This is a genomic window from Actinophytocola sp. (assembly GCF_009379765.1).
Classification (GTDB): Bacteria; Actinomycetota; Actinomycetes; order Mycobacteriales; family Pseudonocardiaceae; genus Actinophytocola.
Genome location: NZ_WHTD01000083.1, coordinates 1 through 20,738, shown reverse-complemented (window position 1 = coordinate 20,738; position 20,738 = coordinate 1). Strand labels below are relative to the sequence as shown.

Here is a 20,738-nt window from a genome sequence, read left to right as displayed (position 1 = left end):
GGATTGGCCACGCACAGCGATCCGACGTCTCCCACACAGCGGATAGTACAGACCAATCGATCGCTCCGGAAGAGGTGTACAACTAAGTATTGTCCGATCGATCGATCGGTGCTTTACTCAACTCATCTCGAACGAGGGAGCGTTGTCGATGGAGCACTCCGACTCGGGTGGTCTGTCCACGGTGGATCTGGTGGCGCCGGCCACCCTGGCGAACCCGCACGGCTACTTCGCCGAACTGGTGGAGCGTGCCCCCGTCCTGTGGAGCGAGGTGCACCGTGCTTGGCTCGTCACCCGCTACGAGGACGTGCTGGGCGCCTACCGCAACGCGGCCATTGGGAGTGACCGGATCGGTCCGTACATGCAGGCCCTGCCCGCGGAGGCGGGCGAGCGGTTGCGGGCGATGTTCGATCTGCTCAACAGGTGGTTGGTGTTCATTTCCCCGCCGGACCACACCCGCCTGCGCGGCCTGGTCCACAAGTCCTTCACGCCGCGCCGCGTGCGAATGCTGCGCGGCAAGGTCGAGCGCATCGCATTGGAGCTCACCACCGCCATGCGCACCAGACTCGACGGCGGCGAGTCGGAGGTTGACCTGGTCGATGAGTTCTGCGTGCCGCTGCCCGGACGGGTGATCGCGGACATGTTCGGTGTCCCGGAGGAGGATGGCGACCGGCTGAGGTACTGGGCCGAGGAACTCGGTCTGTTCATCAACGGCTCGACCAAGAACTCCGGCCGAGATCATCGGGTCGCGCAGGCGATGCAGGAGTTCGAGGCGTACCTCGAAGAGCTCATCGCCCGCTATCGCCGGCGGCCCGCCGAGAACATCCTCTCCGGCTTGGTGGCGGCCAAGGAGCTCGATGACGCCTTGACGGACCGGGAACTCGTCGCCACCTCCATGCTGATCCTGGATGCCGGCTACAAGACCGTGCAGAACGCGCTGGGCAACGCCTTGGCCCAGCTCCTGGACTCACCGCCGGACTACCGACGGCTGATGGCGGACCTCGCCCTTGTCCCGACGGCTGTCGAGGAGTGTCTCCGGCTGGAAGGTCCCAGCAGGCTCAGCGTGCGTCGTGCGACGGAGGACCTCGAACTGGGCGGTCACCGGATCAGCAAGGGAAGCCGCATCTATCTGGTCCAGGCCGCGGCGAACCGGGATCCCCGCCGCTTTTCCGAACCACAGTCGCTGCGCATCGACCGGGCCGAGAATCCGCACCTGTCCTTCGGGATGGGGATCCACTTCTGCCTGGGAGCCGCGTTGGCACGGATGGAGTTGACCGGTGCGCTGACCGTGTTCCTGCAACAGATGCCACGCCTCGAGCTCGCCCTCCCGGCCGGCAGCTTGCGCCGCCACCGGCTCCTGCTGCTCAACGGGTTGGAACGGGTACCCGTCCGGCTCGCCAGTGGCGGCTCACCCGTATCGAAGGGAGCCGCGGCGCATGACGACTGACACCCGGACATCGGCCGGCCGGCCGCGGCGTCTCATCGAGATCGACACCGACTCCTGTGTGGGATCAGCGATGTGCGGCAGCATCGCCCGGGGAGTGTTCGCGCTCGGCGATGACGGTAAGGCGACCGTCGTCGACCTTGAGGCGCCGGCGGACGAGCAGATCGACGACACCATCGACAGAGCCCTCGATGAGGCCGCTGCGTCCTGCCCGGTCAGCGCGATCAGCTGGCGGCCGGCGGGCGAGGGAGCACACCGGTGACCGCGCGCTTGCTCGCGTACGCGAGCTACCGGCCCGCCCACGAGCTCTCCCGCGCCGCGATCGGTGCGGCGCTGGGCATGGCACAGGTCGGTGCCGGAGTTCGGGCCGTGGCCGGTTTCGACGAGGATCCCATCACGATGGCGGTGGGTGCGATACGTCGGTTGCCTCCTGCCGCGCGTCGGACCGACTGGCTGTACTTCGCCACGTCCTCTCCGGTGTTCCTGGACAAGACCAACGCGGCGTTCGTGCAGGCGGCGGTTGGCGGGTCGCAGGAAGCGCTGACGTTGGACGTCTGTGGGCTCTCGAGTGGTTTCGCGGCTTTGGCGTGCGCGTCCGCGACCGGAGGAACCGCGGTGCTCAGCGACCTGCATACGGGCCGGCCGGGGTCGACCGCCGAGTCGGAGGGTGGGGACGGCGCGGCGGCCTTCCTGTTCGGTGATGGCGACACCGCGGTGGCCGACGTGGTCGCGATCTGCTCCCGCTCGCTGGACCTCATGGACCGCTGGCGGGTGCCGGGCCAGCGATTCGCCCATGTAGCCGAGGAGAGGCTCATCGCCAGCGTGCACGGCGCCGCGGTGGATGACGTCGTCGCCGAGGTCACCGGCGCCGCGGGACTCGATGGGCTGCCCGTACGCACCGTGGTCGCCGCGCCCGATCGCCGCCTTGCCGCAACGATCTCCGCGCGCTGGGGCCGCGACTCCGCGGTGCAGACCTGGCATCGCGACCACGTCGGCTACTGTGGGGCGGCCGATGTCGGCCAGCTGACCGCGTCGGCGTTGGATCGCTCGGCGGCGGGCGACACGATTCTGGTCATCTCTGCGGCGAGCAGTGTGGGAGCGATGCTGCTGCGTGTCCTTCGCGACGGACACCCAGCGAACGCCGAGGGCTCGGGGCGCCGGGGCCGGCCCGTCAGCTACCCGGACTTTCTTGCCTGGCGCGGATGGTTGGACCGGGAGCCCCCTCGTCGCCCCGATCACGCGGCGCCCTTCCCGGCGGCCTTCCACCGCAACCGGGACTGGAAGTTCGCCCTGACCGGGTCGCGCTGTCAGGCGTGCGGCGCGGTGTGGTTGCCTCCCCAGCGCATGTGCGGGTCCTGCCATGCGCTCGACTCCGTCGTACCACACCCCGTCGCGGACTGCCCCGCCCGGCTGGTGGCGCTGACGACCGACGGCATCACCGGCAGCCTCGCGCCACCTGCCATGGCCGGCGTCGTGGACTTCGACGGCGGCGGGCGAATGAGCGCCTCGCTCACGGACACCTCGCCCGGGGAGCTCGAGCCCGGTGACCCGGTCCAGATGGTCTTTCGGCGCACCTGGGCTGATCACGGGGCACCCGACTACTTCTGGAAGGGCCGCCCACTGCCCGGAGGTGGACGATGAGCGCACGGCTCACGGACAAGGTCGCCATCGTCGGCATGGGCTGCACCCGTTTCGGTGAACGCTGGGACCAGTCCGCCGATGACCTGCTCATCGACGCGGTTCGGCAATGCCTGGCGGCGGCGGGCGGCCTCGATGTGGCCGCGGTCGACGCCTACTGGTTCGCGACCCTCGCCTCGGCCAACTCCGGGCTGCCGCTGGCCCGCGCGCTCAAGGTCGCACGACCGGTCACCCGGCTGGAGAACCTCTGTGCGAGCGGTTCGGACGCGATGCGAAACGCGGCCTTCGCCGTTGCGTCGGGGGCCTGTGACGTCGCGATGGCGGTCGGGGTCGAAAAGCTCAAGGACAGCGGCTTCAGCGGCCTGGTCGCCCCCGAAGCTCCTGGTGACAACACCGCGCCCGCGATCAGCGCTCCGGCCAGGTACGCCATGCTCCCCGCGGACTATGCCCACGCCTACGGCGTAGCCGACGCGGACGTCCGGCGCGCCATGACGCACATCGCGTGGAAGAACCACGCCAACGGAGCCAAGAACCCCGAACGCGCCCAGTACACCAGAACTGTCCCCAAGACCACCATCGATGAGGCACCGCGCGTGGCCGGGGACCTCGGTGTCTTCGACTGTTCGGGAGTCGCGGACGGTGCCGCTGCCGCACTGGTCGTCCGGAGTGCGGACGCCACGAGGTACACCGACACGCCGATGTATCTCAAGGCCTTGTCGCTGCACACCGGTGCGAGCACTGGATCGATGACGGCCGGCCACTCGCACGCCAGTTTTCCCGAGGTCGTCGCGTGCGCGGCGGATGCCTACGCCCAGGCGGGCATCATCGACCCGAGACGCGAGCTCTCCCTCGCCGAGGTGCACGACTGCTTCACCCCGACCGAGCTCATCCTCATGGAGGATCTGGGTTTCTCCGCGCGAGGGCACGGGTGGCGTGACGTCCTCGACGGTGTCTACGACCTCGATGGGGAACTGGCGGTCAACCCCGACGGCGGGTTGAAGTCGTTCGGGCATCCGGTGGGTGCCAGTGGCCTGCGCATGATGTTCGAGCTGTGGCTCCAGTTCCGCGGTGAGGCCGGTGCGCGGCAACGTCCCGACGTGTCCCTGGGGCTCACCCAGAACATGGGGGGCTACCCCGGCGAGCTCGTCTCCTTCATCTCGATCTTCGGCAAGGAGCCTCCGGCATGACCGATGTCCGTGATGTCACCGTCGTCGGGGCCGGCGTGATGGGCTGCGGCATCGCGCAGGTGGCCGCCGGTGCGGGCTGCGACGTCACGCTGGTCGACATCTCGCCGGCATCGCTGACGGCGGCGCGAGATGCGATCGCCACCAGCCTGAACCGGCTCGTGCGGGCCGCAAGACTGACCCGGACACGGGCCGACGACGCACTGCGCCACATCCGCCTGACGACGAGCCTCGACGAGCCGGCGGCCCGTGCGGACCTCGTCATCGAGGCGATCGTCGAAGACCTCGGTGCGAAGCAAGCCTTGTTCCGACGCCTGGATGGCCTGTGTCGTGCCGACGTCGTCCTCGCCACGAACACCTCGCAGTTCCCGATGACCCAGGTCGCCCAGCACACCGCCGATCCATCTCGGGTGATCGGCATGCACTGGTCCAATCCTCCACAGCTGATGCTGCTGGTCGAATTGGTGGTGGGGCGGTCGACCTCCGAAGAGGCATTGCGCGTCGTGCGGGAATTCGCGGCGCGGTGCGGCCGCGAGTACGTCGTCTGTCGCACGGACCTTCCCGGATTCATCTCCAACCGGCTGAGCGTCGCGTTGTTCACCGAGGCCGGACGCATGGTCGACGATGGTGTGGCCGGCCCTGCCGACATCGACCGGGTGGCGCGCATGATGTTCGGGCACCGGATGGGGCCGCTGGAGACCCAGGACCTGGCCGGTCTGGACACCGTGTTGCGCGCGACGACCGCCATGGCCTCCTTCTACGGCGAGCGCTTCGAGCCTCCGGAATCTCTGCGCGCGCTGGTCAGCGCCGGCCGCCTCGGCCGCAAGACGAGCGGCGGTTTCTACGACTACGTCGACGGCGAGAAACACGAACCCGGCACAGAGCAGTGAGGAGTTGACCATGCAGTCCCAGCCAGCGGTTCACGCGGGCGGCGAGGTTCGGTCGGTGGCCGAGGTGCACGCCCGGACGGCTCGCGTGGCGTCCGCGTTGCGCACGCTCGGCATCGCCCACGGTGACCGCTATGCGGTCGTCCTGCGCAATCAGCTCGAGTACCTCGAGGTCAGCCTGGCGGGAGCGGCCGTCGGTGGCATCCCGGTTCCGGTCAACTGGCACTGGACCGGCAAGGACCTACGTCATCTGCTGCACGACAGCGGCAGCAAGGTCGTCTTCAGCGGCACGGAGCTGCTCCCGGCGGTCGAAGCGAACATGCCCGCAGGAACGCGAATCGTGGAGATCGCGACGTCGGCGGCCGCCCGGTCGGCCTATCAGCTGGACCCCCAGCCGCCAACGGGTCGGTATCCGACGCTCGAGGGGCTCATCGGCGAGCACGAGCCGATCGGCAGCCCGGTGACCGAGCCCCCGATGGCCGTGATCTACACCTCCGGCACCACGGGCACCCCGAAGGGCATCGTGCGCCAGCCGATGACACCGGAGCAGGGACAACGGCTGGCGGAGTCAATCGCCGCCTTCATGGTGCTGGAGCCCGGAGGCAGGACGCTGGAGCCCGCGCCGCTGTACCACACGGCGCCGAACGTGCACGCCACGTTCGCGGTGAAAATGAACATGGACCTGCACATCATGCCCAAGTTCGATCCCGTCGAATTCCTGCGCATCGTGCAGGACGAGAAGATCGAACACGCGATCATGGTGCCCGCCATGTTCGTGCGGTTGCTGAAACTGCCCGACCGAGTGCGGAAGTCGTACGACGTCTCCTCCTTGCGTGCCGTCGTACACGCGTCCGCTCCCTGCCCGCCAGAAGTCAAACGCGCGATGATCGACTGGCTTGGCCCGATCGTCTACGAGTTCTACGGAGCGTCGGAAACCGGGGCGGTCACGTTTTGCGACACGCAGCAGTGGCTTGCGCATCCCGGCACCGTCGGCGCGCCACTGTTGGACGCCGGAATCCGGGTTCTCGATCGTGATGACCAGGAGCTGTCAGCTTGTCAGCAGGGGACGATCCATGTAAAACCATTCACGGGGTGGCCGGACTTCACGTATTTGGGCGACGACAATCGACGTCAGGACATCGAGGTCGACGGTTATGTGAGCATCGGTGACATCGGTTATCTCGATGAGAGCGGGTTCCTGCATCTCACCGATCGACAATCGGACCTGGTGATATCCGGCGGAGTCAACGTCTATCCCGCGGAGATCGAGAACTGTCTGATCACCATGCCCGGCGTCGCCGACGTGGCCGTGGTCGGGATACCCGACGATGATTTCGGGGAGGTCCTCGCGGCGCACGTCCAACGCGAGCCCGGGGCAACACTGACCGAGCAGGACATCCGCGCCCACGTCGCGACTCAGCTCGCCCGCTACAAGATCCCGCGGGTGGTGGTCTTCGACGACCGGCTGCCACGCGAGGACACCGGGAAACTCTTCAAACGCCGCATCCGCGAGACCTATTGGCGAGCGCAAGCCACCCGAAGGTAGTTCTGGGAAGGAGAAAGAAATGGTCAACGACACGCACGACGGCGGGCGTGCGTCCGCGCAGGGCTCCCAGCCCAGCTACGAGACACGGCTCGACAAGGATCTGCGCGCTCCGATGCGGGACGGTATCGAGCTCGCCGTCGACGCCTACCGACCCGACGCCGCCGACAAGTTCCCGGCCGTGCTGAGCATCACGATGTACAGCAAGGAAGTCGAAAACGTCCAGTACCTCGGTCCGAAGATCGGTCGGTTCAATCTCGAGTACTCCATGGTCGAAGCGGGCGACAGCGAGTTCTGGGCACGCCACGGCTACGCGCACGTGATCGCCGACGTCCGGGGCACCGGGAACTCCCAGGGGGCCTACCAGGGGATCCTGTCGGAGCAGGAAGCGCAGGACAGCTACGACCTCGTCGAGTGGATCGCCGCGCAGGACTGGTGTGACGGCAACGTGGGCATGGTGGGGTTGTCATATCTCGCGATCTGCCAGTACTTCACCGCCGCCCAGCGCCCTCCGCACCTGAAGGCCATCTTCCCCAACGACGGTCCGGCCGACATGTACCGCGACACCTTCTACCACGGCGGAATTCCGTCCGCGATTCCCTGGTTCCTGCAGCGGGCCATCGCGGCCCGCGACACGGTCTCGGTCGCCAAGGCGACCTACGGTGAGGACGAACTGCGCAAGCGGGTGGACAAGCTCATCGCGGACGAGGGGACCAGCTTCGGCAAGAGCCCGCTGGTCATCTCGGCCCTGCGGGTCCCGCCGGAGACTCGCCCGATCATCTTCGACGCACTCGTACACCCCGAGGACGGACCCTACTGGCGCGAGCGATCTCCCTCGGAGGTGATGTCGAAGATCGAGGTACCGACCTACCTCGGCGCCGAGATGCACGGGCAGTCGACCCCGGTGTACCTGGGCGGCACCTCGTGGGGGTGGGAGCGGATCACCGCACCGAAGAAGCTCGCCTTCCGGCCACACACCACGGGCGGAAACCACCGGCCCTTCTACCAGTTCCACGACGAGCTCCTCCGGTGGAACGACCACTGGCTCAAGGGAATCGACACCGGCCTCATGGACGAGCCGGCGGTCAAGGTGTGGGTCCGCGGGCGCGAAGAGTACCGCTACGCGAACGACTGGCCGATCGAGAGCACCGACTGGACGCGGGCGTACCTGCGCGGAGACGGGCGGCTCACCCTCGGCGACGCGCCCGAGAAGGGCGAAGATCCGGCCCACCTCGACTACCAACCGATGCTGCCCGCGATCGGCGGGCAACCACTTGGCCCGCCACCGCAGCACCTGCGCTACCTGACCGACCCGTTCCCGCAGGACGTCGAAGTTGTCGGGCCGATGGTGTTGTACCTGCAGGCGACACTGGACCAGGTCGACGGCGACTTCATCGTCTCCGTACGGGATGTGGGCCCGGACGGTAGCGAGTTCGCGCTGTCCCGAGGCTGGCTGCGAGCATCCCACCGAGAGGTGGACCCCGATCGGTCCGCGCCGTGGAAGCCATTCCACCCGCACACCGATCCGATCTCTGTCGTCCCGAACACGCGATACGAGTTCGCCATCGAGTTGCGGCCCATGGCCAACCTCTTCGCGCAGGGGCACCGCCTCAAGCTGGAGATCTGGCCCTGCGACTACCCCGGCGCCGACCCGGCCAACTATGACTGGACGCAGTTCTGGGGCTTCATCCACCACATCCCCTACGGGAAGGCGGTGTCCTACGAGGTGCACCACGACGCGGACGCGCCTTCCTACCTCCTGCTTCCAGTCATGTCATAGGAACTCGCGGCCCGCCGGGCGAGTCCCGACTCCGCCGACCGTGACCAGCCCGCCGTGGCTGCGTGCTGGTCACGGCGGCGGCGTGCCGCTCCGTCTGCTTGAAGGACACCACACGATGAATATCGCGCTATGGGCGGCACAGTTCGTGCTCGCGTTCGTGTTCCTGGTCTCGGGCACATGCAAGTCGCTCTGGTCCAAGGAACGTCTGGTCGCCGCCGGCCAGACCGGCGTCCAGTTCTTCCCCCTACCAGCCATTCGCCTCATCGCCGCCAGCGAACTCCTCGCCGTCGTCGGGGTCACGCTGCCGTGGCTAATAGACGTCGCGCCCATCCTCACGCCCCTGGCCGCGGTCGGCCTGGGCGTCGTCATGATCGGCGCCACCACCACCCACATCAAGCTCCGCGAGCCCAAGAACATTGTCATCACCTGCGTCATCTTCGTGGTCTGCGTATTCGTCGCCATCGGGCGCTTCGTCGACGTGGCACGGGAAGCGGGTGCGGTCACATGACGAGGGCGTGGGGAGGCGAAATCGCGGTCACTGCCTTGTTGCGGGAGGGCGTGACGTGCATGTTCGGGATGACCGGCGGCCACCTGCAGCCACTGCAGGACTTCGCCTACCGGGCCGGAATCGACGTATACCAGGTGCGTCATGAGCAGGCCGGTGTGCACGCCGCCGACGCGTTCGCCAGAATCACGCGAAAGCCAGGTGTCTGCTTCGGAACCGCGGGCCCTGGCATGCTCAACATGGCCACCGCCATACACATGGCATACCTGGCGCACAGCCCCATCGTGTGCCTACTCGGCGGGCACAAGACCAAGGAGACCGATCGCGGGTCCCTGCAGGAAGCCCATGCGGAGTCGATACTGAGCTCGGTGACGAAATGGACCCGACGCTGCCACGACGTGGACCAAGCCAGCTATTACATCCGCAAGGCATTCCGGGACGCCACCACGCCACCGTATGGACCCGTGGCGCTGGAGTTCCCGCTGGACTCCTTCAACACCGACCGCACGGATCCCGCCGACCAGGTCGCCTACCTCGCCGGCCCGTGGCTCGAATCAGACCGGCCCGCTCTGCCACCCGACCCCAAGCTCATGGATGTCGCGGCCGCGCACCTTGCCGCATCCCGCCGACCGATCATCATCGCCGGCGACGATGTGCACTGGGATCGAGCCAGCACCGCGTTGACGGCAGTGGCTGAGCAGTTGCGGATGCCGGTGAGCGTCCGCCGACTGGCACGCGGCGCCGTCGCGGAGAACTCGGACGTCGTCATACCGGCCGCGGTGCGCAAGGGCCTGATCCGCGACGCCGATGTCGTCGTGCTGCTCGGGCTTGACGTCGGCTATTTCGAAAGCTTCGGAAACTGGACCACCCAGGCGAAGTTCCTCCAGGTCAACCGGAACCCCGGCCAGATCGCAACCCACCTCCCCACACTGGTGGAGCTGCAAGCGGACAGCCGGTCCTTCCTGGACGCCCTGCTCGCGCGCGCCAAGGATTTCGACACGGCAACCCAAACGCGGCGCGAGTGGATGGACCGGGTAGTCGGCGAACGGCGGGAGAACCGCCGACGCCGAGGGGCGGTGGTGTCCGAACAGGACGCGACGAGACCGATCCACCCGGGAACCCTCGCCCGATCCCTCGCCGCGCAATGGCCAGCGGGCCGGCCCGTGGTGCTGGACTCCTTCACCGGCTCCGCCTTCCTGAGCGACGAGATCGAGTTGACGAACAGCGGGCAGATGCTGGACTCCGGACTGTCGGCGGCCGTCGGGCATGGCGTCGGGATGGGAGTGGGAGCTTCCATCGCCACAGCCGAGGGCCCGGTCCTCGTGCTGATGGGGGACGGCGGCATGGGCATCGGCGGCGGCGACATCGAGACAGCCATGCGACTGTCGCTACCGGTCATCTACGTCATCTACAACAACAGCGCCCTGTGCGCCGGCCTCGAGCAATACTGCTACGGCAAGGACTTCCGCGTCCTCGGCCCGAAAGCCCGCGGTGGCTTCAACCTCACCCAAGACGTCCGGTACGACCAGATGTACGCCCCACTCGGGTGCCATGTCGAAAACATCGAGGAACCGCACCAACTCGCGGGCGTGATCAATCGAGCGATCGCCTCGGGCACGACCTCCGTGATCAACGTCGTAGGCACCAAGGACGTCCGCCACCCGCTGTACGACTCGGCATACTGCAAGGAAGTGTTCTGGCATCTGCCCGCCGCGGAGGTCGAGCCGCCCGTGCGAGAACGGCACATCCAGCGCCACGAATAAGACTCCCACCGAACGACGAAGGAATGGTGTTGGGCTTCAGCGGCCATGACAGAACAACGCACCCACCGTCCTCGCGGACGCAGGCGGTCCGGCGCGGACAGCAGGCAGCGGATCCTCCAGACCGCCCGCGACCTGTTCGGCCAGCACGGCTACCGCGGCACGACCGTGCGCGCGATCGCCACCGCGGCTGGGGTCGACCCAGCGATGCTGTACTACTACTTCGGCACCAAACAAGGCCTGTTCGCCGCCGCGATCGAGATGTCCGACACCGTCCCGCCGGCCATCGAGTCGATCTTCACCGTCGGCGTCGACACCATCGGCGAGCGCATCATCCGCACGCTCCTGGACAACCTCGACAAACTCCGACCGCACCCCACTCATGATGCTGACCAGGTCCGCGCCCACCGACGACCAGTCCGAAGCACTGCTACGCGAGTTCATCGACCGGGAGATCACCGACCGGCTCGCGGCCATGCTCGACACACCCGACGCCGCACTGCGAGCCGGCATGGTCGACGTCCAGATCCTCGGCCTCGCAGTGGCGCGCTACATCGTGCGGATCGAACCCATCGCGTCGTCGCCCGTCGACGAACTGGTCACCCGGTTCGGTCCGCTCGTGCAGCACTGCCTGACCGGACGACACAGAGCAGGATGAGCGCGCGCCACCGTCTGGGGGACTTGCCCGAGGTGCGGGTGACGGGTGCGGAGCCGGCGAAGACCTGCAATGCGCGGTCGTCGACGAAGCTGTTTTTCGGTCGTCGCCGATCTCAGCGAGCACGATCGCGCCGCTGATGATGTTGCCGAGCGTCCGGCAGTGCGCGGAGATCGGCGAGTCGGTGGTTGTCGGCGGCTCTGTGGTCGATCCTGGCGTGGAGGTCGTGCGCCGGTGCGCGCCATGGCCGGGACTGTACCGCCGCCCACCTCGGCTGGACGCTTGAAGTCCCCGAGAACCACACCAGCCAAAGCTGACTGTCTTCGGCGCCGTGGAGACGATGAGCACGGTGCTCACCCACGGACCAGGGCCTGGTCGAGTGGCGTGCCGTTGATCAGGTTGTGCACGAGGATCAGCGCGGGTTCCGCGGCGCAGATCTCCGGGGTGATCTCCGCGACGTCGATGTCGCCCGGTCGGCGGCGCGGCGCGTTCGCAGACACCGAACGTTCCGCGTCTGGTGAACGCTGGCAGCTCATCCGACTTCGGGCCTCATCCGTGGGTCCTCCACCAGGAACACGACTGGTTTCGAGGGATCACGCGCAGCGTGGTGCTGACCTTGGCCAGAAACGGCCCTATCAGGCATGGCCGTGCCCCTGCTGGCCAGCGCGGCCGTCGCCTTGGCGATCTCGGCGGGGCTTTCGCTGGCCGCCCGCAGGATCGCAGACCGAACTCCAGACCTGCCGGTGGCCACGGAGCGGTTCTACGGCGGCCTCCCGCCCATGCCTCCGATTCGGCCGAAACCCGCGGTGCTCACGGCCACGCACTGGCTCTCGGCCGGCGCGGTCGGCGCGGCTCGGGGACTCAACGACACGCCGAAGCTGGTCGCCATCGGCGCCTTCGCACTCGTCCCCGCGGGCATGACCACCACCGGAATCACCTTCCTGGTGGCTGCCGCGATGGGTGCCGGGGCGGTGGCGGTCGGGATTCCCGTGGCGCGGCGGCTCGGCGAAGGCGTCGTGACGCTGACCCACGCCGAGGGGCTTCGCGCGAACGTCACCAGCGCCGCCCTGGTCGCCGTCGGTGGCTCCGCAGGGCTGCCGATGTCCACCACGCACGTGTCCACCGGCGCGATCGCCGGCGCCTCGGGCACCCAGCTGGGCCGACTCAATTCCCGCACGCTGCGCGAGTTCGCGATTGCCTGGACCGCGACCCCGATCGCAGCGGCATTGGTCGCCGCCGGGGTCTACCTGCTGGTGCGGTAGTCACTTCGCCGTCGTGCGTCGCCGGAGGACGGCGCGGATCGCGATGGCGGCCTGCATCAGCGCGGCCGGCCGGACGAGGACCGGGCGTGGCGCGTCCACCATCCGGCCGCGTCCGACGCTGGCTGTGGTGACCACGACGACGGGCGCCACCCAGGCCAGCAATGCGGCCGCGCGGACGCGGGCACTCGGCTCGTGCCGCAAGGCGAACCAGGCCCAGTACGCCGCGTCGGCCAGCGAGTCCGCGGCGGACCCGAACGCGGATTCAGTACCGAGCCGCCGCGCCAGACGGCCGTCCGCGAGATCACTGGCGAGCGCGACGATCGGAGCGGCCCAGCCGTCGGCGAGGGCCGGCAGGTTCGCCCGGGTCAGGGTGATGACGTTGGCGACACCGAGGGATCGGCGGTGTTCGAGCATGCCGAGGTGGGTGGCGGCCAGCAGCCAGCTCGTGGCTGTCCACAGAGGACGGTGCTGGTTCCCGAACAGGAGGAAGGCGATGTGGAGCACGGTGACCTCGCCGAGTGCGCGGGGCCGACGCCGGGCTTGCCGGATCGAACGCCGGGTGGTGAGTCGCGCGAACCGCACCAAGGCCGGTGGCCGCCATCGTCCCTTCCGCAGTCCGTCGAGGAGCTCGTTCGTTGCCGCGCGGCTGTCCGGTTCGGGGCTCACCGGGTTTCGCCGAGTAGTTTCTTGAGCCCGGCGTAGCCGCTGTCGGCGAGCCGCTGTGCCGAGACGCTGAAGTAGTCCGCGCCGGCGGTAATCCCGAGTCCGTCGACGAGCCGGTTCATGAAGTTGAACAGCGCGCAGACCGACACCGCGTCGTGCAGGGCCCGCTCGTCCCAGCCCGCGGCGAACACGGCAGTGGCGTCGGCCTCGGTCATCCGGCTCGGGGTCCGGGTGAGCTTGCCGACGTAGCGCAGTAGCGGTTTGAGGCGTACGTCCACCGGCGCGGTGTCGACGTCGTCGAGCAGTGCGGTCAGCGTGCCTTCGCCGATGCCGAATGCTCTCGCGGTGGCGGTGTGCACGCCGTGGCAGTAGCCGCAGGAGTTCACGCCCGATACGTAGGCGGCGATGAGTTCGCGTTCGGCGACGCTCAGCGGGGAGGGCCCGCGCAGCAGGACCTCGTGGTAGTCGAGCAGCGGCCCGGCGGTGTCCGGGTAGGCCCGGAACACGTCGAGCAGCGCCGCATCGGCGGGCAGCGAGGGCAGGTAGGACATCACGTTCTCCTCTCACCCCGTGGAAGGGAGGTGGGCGACGACGCGGCGCAACGGGAACGGCAGCCGCCGACCGGGCCGCGCCCAGGCCGCCAGGGCGGCCCGTGCGGCCTCGATCCGGTGGAGCTCGATGCCGGGCAGGTACAACCCGTCGACCATCAGGGCCGCATCGTGTGGATCGCTGATGTCGCGCGAGAACACCCGGCGCCGGCTGCTGTCGACGGTGAAACCGTAGGTGCGCAGGATCTTCGGCAGGCCGTCCCGGGCGTGCGGGTTGGGCCAAGGCGGCGACGGGATACCCAAGGCCCGCATCACCCGCCACCAGGCCAGTAGTCCTCGGCCGGGCCCCAAGCGGCACGGGACCAGCGCCACGAGTATCCCGCCCGGTCGCAGCACCCGGGTCAGCTCGGCCAGGACGGCGTCCAGCGGGGTCAGCACGGGAAGGGCCATGGCCGCGCACACCGCGCCGACGGTGTGGTCACCGAGCGGAAGCTGATCGGCGCCGGCCCGGACGACCGGGCTGCGGCCGGCAGCCTTGGCGACCGCCAGCTCACCGGACGAGGTGTCGACGCCGAGCCATCGCTCGTCGCGCAGCAGCTCGCGCGTGGGCGCCGAGCCGCACGCGAGGTCGAGGATCAGGTCCGGCCGACCGCGCAACGGCTCCACCAGCCACAGGTAGGGCCGCTCGTGCCGACGGTCCGTCGCGGGCTCCAGCAGCAGCTCGGTGATACCCGGCCGGTCCCGGTGGTAACCGGCGAGGTACCCACACCACGGCACGGTGTCCGCCTGAACCCGACGCCCGGAGAGGTAACCCACGCTGGCGACGATAACCGGCACCGCGTAGTTCACCACCACCACCCGAACCCAGGTACTCCCGGTTGCCGTGCCATCGGTGATCACCGTGCCCTGGTTCACCAGCGACAGCACCGTGCCCACCACCGCCGCGACCGGGAACCCTGTCCGCGCGGTGCGGCCCCGCGCCACCAGCAAGACGGCTTGGGACGGCCGCGTCCACGAGCACCACGGGCACAGCTGCGCACCCGTGTGCCTGCAGGGCTCGACCACCAACCCGACCGCCACCTCGCCACTCCCACGACAGTTCCGCGTGGACTCAACCGCACCAGTGCCTGGACGGCACGGCCGTGTCGGCTCGCTGACAAGATCGCCGCCACGGCCGGGTCTGCCATCCACCGGGTGGTGGCGCAGGATCGGTGACCAAGTCGATGCGCGGCGACCTCCAGCCCCACCAGACTGCTGGTCAGGGCTACACAAGGAGGAGTCATGTCGACCGAATCGGGACGCGACCAGACCGCTCGGGTCAGCCGGACGCCGCGCACGGGTCCGGTGGGCCGGGTCATCCGGCTGCTGCTGGCCGTCGCGCTGGGATGGGTCACCTACGACCTGTGGGTGGACCGGACGTTCATCTTCGCCGGCACCAACCCGGTGCACGATCCAGGATTGTGGATCATGACGGCCACCCTGGTATACGGGCTGTACGAGCTGGCGAATCTGGTCGGTTGGGGGAAACGGGCGCTGGCCGTCCTCGCGGTGCTGGCGGTCGCCGCCGCGGCGATCGCCGTCGTCTGGAAAGGCAACGTCTGGACTGTCCCGCTGACGTGGCTGGTGTGGGGATTCGATGTCACGGGTGCCGTGTTCGTGACGCTGGCGCTGCTCGTCGCGGTCGCGGTCGGCACACCGGGATGCGAGATCGGCGTGGTCCGTGAGCTGGCCCGTCGCCGGCGCCGTGCACCCGATGACGACAAGCCTCTGTTCTGCCTGGCTGGGCTGCGTGCGCTGGACGCCTGGGAACGGGACCGGCCGTGGCGACGCGGCCGGTGAGGCGGGCACGCGGGCGCTCAACCGTCTCAGCCCGACTAGGGTTCCCGGCGGGCAGGTGATCGGCCATGAGCACGCGAACAGGGGCCAGCGAGCGGGCGTGGCGGCGCTGGCAGCACGTCTTCTTCTACTCCTGGCTGATACTGGCCACCGCCGCTCCGCTGGCCGACCGGGCGTCCTCGGGCCGCGATGTACTGCTGCCGCTGCTGCTGGTCGCGCTGCTGGCCTGCTGGTACACCGGCTGGCTCAGGTTCGGTTCGACCTCGGCGCCGCGGGCGGTGTACCTCGCGGGTGCCGGCGCGGTGTGGCTGGCGCTGCTGGTGGTGGACGGCTCGTTCCTGCTGCTGGGATTGAATGTGTTCGCGCCGTTCTGCATGGAGAGCAGGCGGGTCGGCTTCGCCGTCGTGGGCCTGTGCAGTGGGGGTTGGCTCTGGCAGCGGTTCGCCGCCGCGGACGCCCTGACCTGGTCGGACATCGTCATCGCGCTGCTCATCGCCGGCGGCGGGGCGGTCGCGGTCGGCTACGTCAGCTCACTGGTGAGGGTCAGCGCCGAGCGGAAATGGCTGCTCGATCAGCTGCGGGCCGCCCAGGACGACCTTGCCGCGGCGCAGCGCGAGGCCGGCATCGCCGAGGAACGGCAACGCCTGGCTCGCGACATCCACGACACCTTGGCCCAGGGATTCGCGAGCATGGTGCTGCTGTTGGAGGCGGCCGACGCGACGTTACCCGCCGATGACCCGGCTCGGCGGCCGGTGGAACAGGCGTTGCGCACCGCCCGTGAAAGCCTGATCGACAGCCGTCAGGTGGTGTGGGCGTTGCGTTCCAGTGATGTCGACGCCGCCGGGCTGCCCAACGCGCTGCGCCGCCTCGTCGATCGGCTGCGCGAGGAGACCGGGATGGCGGCCGAAGCCGTGGTCACCGGGACACCCTTGCCGCTGGACACGACCGCCCATACCGCCCTGCTCCGGGTCGCGCGGGAGGCACTCGCGAACGTCCGCAAGCACGCTCACGCCGACCGGGCCGACGTCACGCTGTCCTATATGGACGATGCGGTCGTACTGGATGTCCACGACGACGGCACCGGTTTCGACCCCACCTACCCGCACCGGACGAACCCGACCGGGCACCTCGGGCTGGTTAGCATGCGCGAACGGGTCGAAGCCCTCGGCGGCACGCTGCTGGTGGAAACCGTCCCCGGCGAAGGCACCACCGTGGTTGCCACCGTGCCAGCCTCGCCGCGACCGGCCGAGAATCCGGCCAGCACCTCGGGAACGAGACGAGCATCGTGACCGGCCACATCCGGGTGCTGATCGCCGACGACCATCCCGTGGTCCGGGACGGTCTCCGGGCCGTGCTGGGCACCCAGTCCGACATCGAGGTCGTCGGTGAGGCCGCGACCGGAGCCCAGGCAGTCGAACTCGTGCCCGCGCAGCGGCCCGACGTGGTGCTGATGGACCTGCAGATGCCGCAGGTCGACGGGGCCACCGCGATAGCGCGAATCCGCGCACACGATCCACACGCGAAGATCCTCGTGCTCACCACGTACCACACCGACGCCGACATCACCCGTGCCATCGAGGCCGGCGCCACCGGCTACCTGCTCAAGGACGCACACCGCGACCAGTTGTTCGCCGCGATCCGCGCCGCCGCGCGCGGCGAGACAGTCCTTGCTCCGCTGGTCGCTTCCCGGGTACTGGAGAGGATGCGCTCGCCCGGAGCGACCGCGTTGAGTGGGCGGGAAATCGAGGTGCTCACCGCGGTCGCCCGCGGGATGACCAACAAGGACATCGCCCGGGAGCTGCGGATCAGCGAGGCGACGGTGAAAACACACCTGCTGCACATCTTCGCCAAACTGGGCGTCACCGACCGCACCGCCGCCGTCACGCTCGCACTCGAACAAGGCATCATCCGGCTCGGCGCCTGAACGATCAGGCCGATTCGCCCGCCCTCAATCTGTCGCATATGGACAGTCGGCCGCATCGTCACGCCGCGGTCCTGGCACGGACTCAACCGCATCGATGCCTAGACGGCACGGCAACTGTCGGCTCGCCGACAAAATCGCCTGCGCGAGCCGTCGCGGCCGGGCGCTTGGCCAACGGCTGGTCACGGATGGTTCGATGGATCTGTCGGCTTGCGGCTGAAGAGCGGGATGTGTTGCTCGTGAGCTTGCTTCGCCAAGATCGTCTCGTGGGCGCACATCCAAGCCTTTAGCAGGCGGTGTAGGCCGTCCATGGCGACCCACCGGCCACGAAGGTGGATGACATTGATGGGACAGGTCAGGTCGGCAGCCGTGGCCCGCTCGTAATCGGCTCGATAGCGCTCAGGATTTGCCGCAACATCGCGAGGTCGCAGCGCTAAGTTGCGGGGACCCTCGTTCCAGAACGGTCTGTCGAGAAGCCACTCCAGCTCCCGTACTTGCATCGGAACGACGGGGAGGTCAGCGGCCCAGAGCTGGCGAACATCCCAGAAGAACGTGAGGCCCAAGTCCGTCTGCATCCACGTCGTTGGCGGAGCCTGCGGGTCAGCCATGGTGCCCAGTATGCTGACGCTCAGCGCACCGCGATACCCCAGGCGCCTTTTGCAAGGCAGGGGTGAGGCCGACATCAGCGCACCAGCAGGGGTGCATGAACGAGACCGTCCACATCGAACAGAGGGGGCGCCGCCAGCCAAGGGAGCTCACGACTCCGGCCGGTGATCAGTACAGCCGGCCGAGGGCGTCTTCGATGGCGCGGTGGTTCGCCGCCGACGAGCCGGGCGTCGGCGCCGACGACGCTCAGCCCGGCCTCGGCCAGCTGCCCGGCCAGTGTCTCGCCGCCGGGTCCCATGCCGATCACGACCACATCGACGCTGGTGGAGGTCACGGTTGTTTCCCTTCTCCGGTGATGGTGAGCAGTGTGGCCGGGTCGAGCAGGTGGATGGCGGCGTAGCGCACCTCGATCAGGCCGGCTCGCTCGAACTCTTTGAGGATCTTGTTCAGCGAGGGCCGCTGCACGCCGAGCATGGCGGCGAGCGTGCGCTGCGGCAGGGGCACGTCGCCGTCGACGGCCTCGTCGAGCAGCAGCCGGGCGACCTGTTCGGTCAGTGACCGGCCCAGCAGGCCGATGATGCGGCTCTGGCTGGTCGCCAGCCGCTGCGCGACGCTGGACAGCCAGCGCCGGGCGATCAGCGGATGCTCGGCCAGGAGCTTCTCGAACGCCGTCGTGTCCAGCGACAGCGCGGTCACCTCGTCCAAAGCGCGCGCCGTGTAGGTCAGTGGCATGTCGAGCAGGTGCTGGATGTCGCCGTCCACGTCTCCCGGCTGCAGGACGTACACCACCGCACGCCGCCGTCCCGCCCCCACCGACAGCTCGACCCGGCCGCGCTGCACGATCCACACTCCGTCCGCGCTCGCGCCGCCGTGGAACAGCACCGCACCCCGCTCGTAGGACCGGGTGCGCAACGTCGCGGCCAGCGCGTCGACATCGGCGGGCCCGAGGGGCGCCGCGTCCCCACGCCCGACGCACCGAGCCACCCACGCCGCCTGGCGAATCGCCAGGTCAGCCGCGGCGCCGGTGCCCAGCAGCCGCATCGTCTGCTCCATCGCCGCAGCTGACAGTTTCGAGAGCGCCATATGGCCATCCTGACAGCGCCACGGTGTCCGCGCCCTGGGGATCACGGTGAACTGTCAGCCAGGTGACACTCTTCGTAATCCGTGTCATCCTGCTGACACTTGGCCTGCTCGCCTGCCGCAACGGTGGTGATATGGACTGATGTTGCGTGCCGTGTGGAACGGGATCGTGCTGGCGGAGGCGCCGCGCACGGTCCGCGTCGAAGGAAACCACTACTTTCCTCCGGACTCGGTGAAGAGCGAGTACTTCGCCATGAGCCGGACCAAAACACTGTGCCCGTGGAAGGGCCTCGCCAGCTACTACAACCTCACCTCCGACCGAGGCAACATCCTCGACGTCGCCTGGTACTACCCGCATCCGAGCCCGCTGGCCCGGCGGATCAAGAACCACGTCGCCTTCTACCCTGACGTCACCGTCGAGGGGCACCCCGAGCCTCGCCCCGCAGGGGGCCTGTGGAGCCGCCTGTTCGGGCGTGCGAAAGCGTCGTGACCGCGGACCGCTCGGCTGTCACGGTGTACTGGCGGCCGGGCTGCCCGTACTGTTCGCGGCTGCTCGGCGACCTCGATCGCGTTGGTCTGCCCATCACGAAGATCAACATCTGGGAGGACGCGGGCGCCGCGGCCAAGGTCCGGGCGGTGGCGGGCGGCAACGAGACCGTGCCGACCGTGGTGGTGGGCGACGCCGCGATGGTCAACCCCCGCGCCACCGACGTACTCGACGCCACCCGCCGGCACGCACCTGAATTGCTCGCCGACCTCGACACCGAGGGCACGGTCGCGCTCGCGAAGGGCCCATGGCAGGCCGGGCTCGTCGTCATGCTCGTAGCGGCGGCGGGCTGGTTCGCCCTGGCCGCCGGCAACCCCACGACGACCTACCATTTCGCGCCCGCCGTCGTGGCCGCGGCCTGGCCGATCGGACGACGCCTCCGTGCCGGGCGGCCGTTGCCCACGCTCACCGCGCTGGTCACCGCACTCGATGGCGCACTGATTGCTGTCGCGGCCACCCTGCTGCTGTCGGCGCGCGGGGCGCTGGCCGGCCCCATCATCGTCGGTGTCGCGCCGCTGACCGAGGCGTTCCTGAGCGTCGTGCTCGGCACGGCCGTGGGCGCCGGTCTGGCCCTGGCGGGTCGCCGCAGAACTACCTCCGGAAATCCACCCGATCCGGTGAATTGATCACCCGTCATGGGGACTTAGGGCTCGCGTCAGAATAAGGTCGGTGTTTACGGGCGTGTCGGCGGACGTAGGCAGTAGTTCCACTCGCCGTGGAAATCGTGGCGGGTGATGGGCACTCGACTTTTGCACTTTGATGTGAGTCTGGCCGGGCGGGACGGCAGGACCGTGGCGGGGTAGTCGATCGAGGCACGGCGTGGCGTGTTGATCTTCCCGGGGTGGTGGGTGGAGCATCGGCGGTTCCTGTAACCGCTCTGTC

General features: G+C 68.7%; 23 protein-coding genes and 1 pseudogene. 17 read left to right on the top strand and 7 right to left on the bottom strand.

The features are described from left to right. Positions 1–148: 148 nt before the first annotated feature. The 11 genes and pseudogenes from GEV28_RS24030 (at position 149) to GEV28_RS23980 (ending at position 11,396) form a co-directional block, all read left to right on the top strand. On the top strand, positions 149–1,444 hold the full coding sequence (locus GEV28_RS24030) for a cytochrome P450 (protein WP_291414401.1): 1,296 nt from the start codon (positions 149–151) through the stop codon (positions 1,442–1,444). Next, the gene (locus tag GEV28_RS24025; RefSeq protein ID WP_291414399.1) at positions 1,434–1,703 is read left to right on the top strand and encodes a ferredoxin; all 270 of its coding nucleotides are present in this window, start codon (positions 1,434–1,436) and stop codon (positions 1,701–1,703) included. The genes GEV28_RS24030 and GEV28_RS24025 overlap by 11 nt, the downstream gene beginning before the upstream one ends. After that, positions 1,700–3,082 carry an OB-fold domain-containing protein gene (locus GEV28_RS24020; protein WP_291414397.1) on the top strand — a complete coding sequence of 461 codons (1,383 nt, stop codon included), beginning with the start codon at positions 1,700–1,702 and terminating at the stop codon, positions 3,080–3,082. Before GEV28_RS24025 ends, GEV28_RS24020 begins: the two co-directional genes overlap by 4 nt. Further along, the gene (locus tag GEV28_RS24015; protein WP_291414396.1) at positions 3,079–4,266 is read left to right on the top strand and encodes an acetyl-CoA acetyltransferase; all 1,188 of its coding nucleotides are present in this window, start codon (positions 3,079–3,081) and stop codon (positions 4,264–4,266) included. The genes GEV28_RS24020 and GEV28_RS24015 overlap by 4 nt, the downstream gene beginning before the upstream one ends. Continuing rightward, a complete protein-coding gene (locus GEV28_RS24010; RefSeq protein WP_291414395.1) occupies positions 4,263–5,153 on the top strand; it encodes a 3-hydroxyacyl-CoA dehydrogenase family protein in 891 nt (296 codons plus the stop codon). The genes GEV28_RS24015 and GEV28_RS24010 overlap by 4 nt, the downstream gene beginning before the upstream one ends. A 10-nt stretch (positions 5,154–5,163) precedes the next feature. Next, complete coding sequence (locus tag GEV28_RS24005) at positions 5,164–6,696, top strand: AMP-binding protein (protein ID WP_291414394.1); 1,533 nt, start codon at positions 5,164–5,166, stop codon at positions 6,694–6,696. Positions 6,697–6,715: 19 nt separating this feature from the next. Beyond that, positions 6,716–8,473, top strand: a complete 1,758-nt coding sequence (locus GEV28_RS24000) for a CocE/NonD family hydrolase (protein WP_291414393.1) — start codon at positions 6,716–6,718, stop codon at positions 8,471–8,473. 40 nt (positions 8,474–8,513) lie between these two features. Next, on the top strand, positions 8,514–8,981 hold the full coding sequence (locus GEV28_RS23995) for a DoxX family protein (RefSeq protein WP_291414392.1): 468 nt from the start codon (positions 8,514–8,516) through the stop codon (positions 8,979–8,981). Beyond that, positions 8,978–10,741, top strand: coding sequence for a thiamine pyrophosphate-binding protein (locus GEV28_RS23990; protein ID WP_291414391.1), 1,764 nt, complete (start codon positions 8,978–8,980; stop codon positions 10,739–10,741). Before GEV28_RS23995 ends, GEV28_RS23990 begins: the two co-directional genes overlap by 4 nt. 45 nt (positions 10,742–10,786) lie before the next feature. Further along, positions 10,787–10,933, top strand: a pseudogene (locus GEV28_RS23985) (helix-turn-helix domain-containing protein); the annotation flags it as partial. Positions 10,934–11,120: 187 nt separating this feature from the next. Beyond that, complete coding sequence (locus GEV28_RS23980; RefSeq protein WP_291414390.1) at positions 11,121–11,396, top strand: hypothetical protein; 276 nt, start codon at positions 11,121–11,123, stop codon at positions 11,394–11,396. 350 nt (positions 11,397–11,746) lie between these two features. On the opposite strand, the gene GEV28_RS23975 is transcribed toward GEV28_RS23980, so the two are convergent. Beyond that, positions 11,747–11,893 carry a hypothetical protein gene (locus GEV28_RS23975; RefSeq protein ID WP_291414389.1) on the bottom strand — a complete coding sequence of 49 codons (147 nt, stop codon included), beginning with the start codon at positions 11,891–11,893 and terminating at the stop codon, positions 11,747–11,749. A 141-nt stretch (positions 11,894–12,034) separates the two neighbouring features. Between GEV28_RS23975 and GEV28_RS23970 the strand changes: the two genes are divergently transcribed. Further along, positions 12,035–12,655 (top strand): inorganic phosphate transporter, encoded by a 621-nt coding sequence (locus tag GEV28_RS23970; protein ID WP_291414388.1) that lies wholly within the window; start codon positions 12,035–12,037, stop codon positions 12,653–12,655. Here GEV28_RS23970 and GEV28_RS23965 read toward each other — a convergent pair whose 3' ends face one another. The 3 genes from GEV28_RS23965 to GEV28_RS23955 all read right to left on the bottom strand — a co-directional run bounded on the left by GEV28_RS23965 (position 12,656) and on the right by GEV28_RS23955 (position 14,946). Further along, positions 12,656–13,159: a CDP-alcohol phosphatidyltransferase family protein gene (locus GEV28_RS23965; protein WP_291414387.1), complete on the bottom strand. Its 504-nt coding sequence runs from the start codon at positions 13,157–13,159 to the stop codon at positions 12,656–12,658. A gap of 158 nt (positions 13,160–13,317) precedes the next feature. Next, positions 13,318–13,869 (bottom strand): carboxymuconolactone decarboxylase family protein, encoded by a 552-nt coding sequence (locus GEV28_RS23960; RefSeq protein WP_291414386.1) that lies wholly within the window; start codon positions 13,867–13,869, stop codon positions 13,318–13,320. A gap of 12 nt (positions 13,870–13,881) precedes the next feature. Then, positions 13,882–14,946 (bottom strand): class I SAM-dependent methyltransferase, encoded by a 1,065-nt coding sequence (locus GEV28_RS23955; RefSeq protein ID WP_291414385.1) that lies wholly within the window; start codon positions 14,944–14,946, stop codon positions 13,882–13,884. A gap of 201 nt (positions 14,947–15,147) precedes the next feature. On the opposite strand from GEV28_RS23955, the gene GEV28_RS23950 reads away from it, so the two are divergent. The 3 genes from GEV28_RS23950 (at position 15,148) to GEV28_RS23940 (ending at position 17,626) form a co-directional block, all read left to right on the top strand. Continuing rightward, positions 15,148–15,705 (top strand): hypothetical protein, encoded by a 558-nt coding sequence (locus tag GEV28_RS23950; RefSeq protein ID WP_291414383.1) that lies wholly within the window; start codon positions 15,148–15,150, stop codon positions 15,703–15,705. 65 nt (positions 15,706–15,770) lie between these two features. Beyond that, entirely contained in the window at positions 15,771–16,991 is a 1,221-nt protein-coding gene (locus GEV28_RS23945; RefSeq protein ID WP_291414382.1) for a sensor histidine kinase, read from the top strand. Continuing rightward, positions 16,988–17,626, top strand: coding sequence for a response regulator transcription factor (locus GEV28_RS23940; protein WP_291414380.1), 639 nt, complete (start codon positions 16,988–16,990; stop codon positions 17,624–17,626). Before GEV28_RS23945 ends, GEV28_RS23940 begins: the two co-directional genes overlap by 4 nt. A gap of 179 nt (positions 17,627–17,805) precedes the next feature. Here the strand turns inward: GEV28_RS23940 and GEV28_RS23935 are convergent, their stop codons facing one another. The 3 genes from GEV28_RS23935 to GEV28_RS23925 all read right to left on the bottom strand — a co-directional run bounded on the left by GEV28_RS23935 (position 17,806) and on the right by GEV28_RS23925 (position 19,312). After that, a complete protein-coding gene (locus GEV28_RS23935; RefSeq protein ID WP_291414378.1) occupies positions 17,806–18,231 on the bottom strand; it encodes a hypothetical protein in 426 nt (141 codons plus the stop codon). Between the two features lie 74 nt (positions 18,232–18,305). Beyond that, positions 18,306–18,563: a hypothetical protein gene (locus tag GEV28_RS23930; RefSeq protein ID WP_291414429.1), complete on the bottom strand. Its 258-nt coding sequence runs from the start codon at positions 18,561–18,563 to the stop codon at positions 18,306–18,308. Next, a complete protein-coding gene (locus GEV28_RS23925; RefSeq protein ID WP_291414377.1) occupies positions 18,560–19,312 on the bottom strand; it encodes a Crp/Fnr family transcriptional regulator in 753 nt (250 codons plus the stop codon). Before GEV28_RS23925 ends, GEV28_RS23930 begins: the two co-directional genes overlap by 4 nt. 139 nt (positions 19,313–19,451) lie before the next feature. On the opposite strand from GEV28_RS23925, the gene GEV28_RS23920 reads away from it, so the two are divergent. Beyond that, positions 19,452–19,799, top strand: a complete 348-nt coding sequence (locus tag GEV28_RS23920) for a DUF427 domain-containing protein (protein WP_291414376.1) — start codon at positions 19,452–19,454, stop codon at positions 19,797–19,799. After that, complete coding sequence (locus tag GEV28_RS23915) at positions 19,796–20,482, top strand: glutaredoxin domain-containing protein (protein WP_291414375.1); 687 nt, start codon at positions 19,796–19,798, stop codon at positions 20,480–20,482. The genes GEV28_RS23920 and GEV28_RS23915 overlap by 4 nt, the downstream gene beginning before the upstream one ends. Positions 20,483–20,738: the final 256 nt, after the last annotated feature.

Coding starts and splice junctions, on each gene's coding strand:
- GEV28_RS24030 (WP_291414401.1), top strand. CDS start 149: ATGGAGCACTCCGACTCGGGTGGTCTGTCCACGGTGGATCTGGTGGCG.
- GEV28_RS24025 (WP_291414399.1), top strand. CDS start 1,434: ATGACGACTGACACCCGGACATCGGCCGGCCGGCCGCGGCGTCTCATC.
- GEV28_RS24015 (WP_291414396.1), top strand. CDS start 3,079: ATGAGCGCACGGCTCACGGACAAGGTCGCCATCGTCGGCATGGGCTGC.
- GEV28_RS24010 (WP_291414395.1), top strand. CDS start 4,263: ATGACCGATGTCCGTGATGTCACCGTCGTCGGGGCCGGCGTGATGGGC.
- GEV28_RS24005 (WP_291414394.1), top strand. CDS start 5,164: ATGCAGTCCCAGCCAGCGGTTCACGCGGGCGGCGAGGTTCGGTCGGTG.
- GEV28_RS24000 (WP_291414393.1), top strand. CDS start 6,716: ATGGTCAACGACACGCACGACGGCGGGCGTGCGTCCGCGCAGGGCTCC.
- GEV28_RS23990 (WP_291414391.1), top strand. CDS start 8,978: ATGACGAGGGCGTGGGGAGGCGAAATCGCGGTCACTGCCTTGTTGCGG.
- GEV28_RS23980 (WP_291414390.1), top strand. CDS start 11,121: ATGATGCTGACCAGGTCCGCGCCCACCGACGACCAGTCCGAAGCACTG.
- GEV28_RS23970 (WP_291414388.1), top strand. CDS start 12,035: ATGGCCGTGCCCCTGCTGGCCAGCGCGGCCGTCGCCTTGGCGATCTCG.
- GEV28_RS23960 (WP_291414386.1), bottom strand. CDS start 13,869: ATGTCCTACCTGCCCTCGCTGCCCGCCGATGCGGCGCTGCTCGACGTG.
- GEV28_RS23950 (WP_291414383.1), top strand. CDS start 15,148: ATGTCGACCGAATCGGGACGCGACCAGACCGCTCGGGTCAGCCGGACG.
- GEV28_RS23945 (WP_291414382.1), top strand. CDS start 15,771: ATGAGCACGCGAACAGGGGCCAGCGAGCGGGCGTGGCGGCGCTGGCAG.
- GEV28_RS23935 (WP_291414378.1), bottom strand. CDS start 18,231: ATGGCTGACCCGCAGGCTCCGCCAACGACGTGGATGCAGACGGACTTG.
- GEV28_RS23925 (WP_291414377.1), bottom strand. CDS start 19,312: ATGGCGCTCTCGAAACTGTCAGCTGCGGCGATGGAGCAGACGATGCGG.
- GEV28_RS23920 (WP_291414376.1), top strand. CDS start 19,452: ATGTTGCGTGCCGTGTGGAACGGGATCGTGCTGGCGGAGGCGCCGCGC.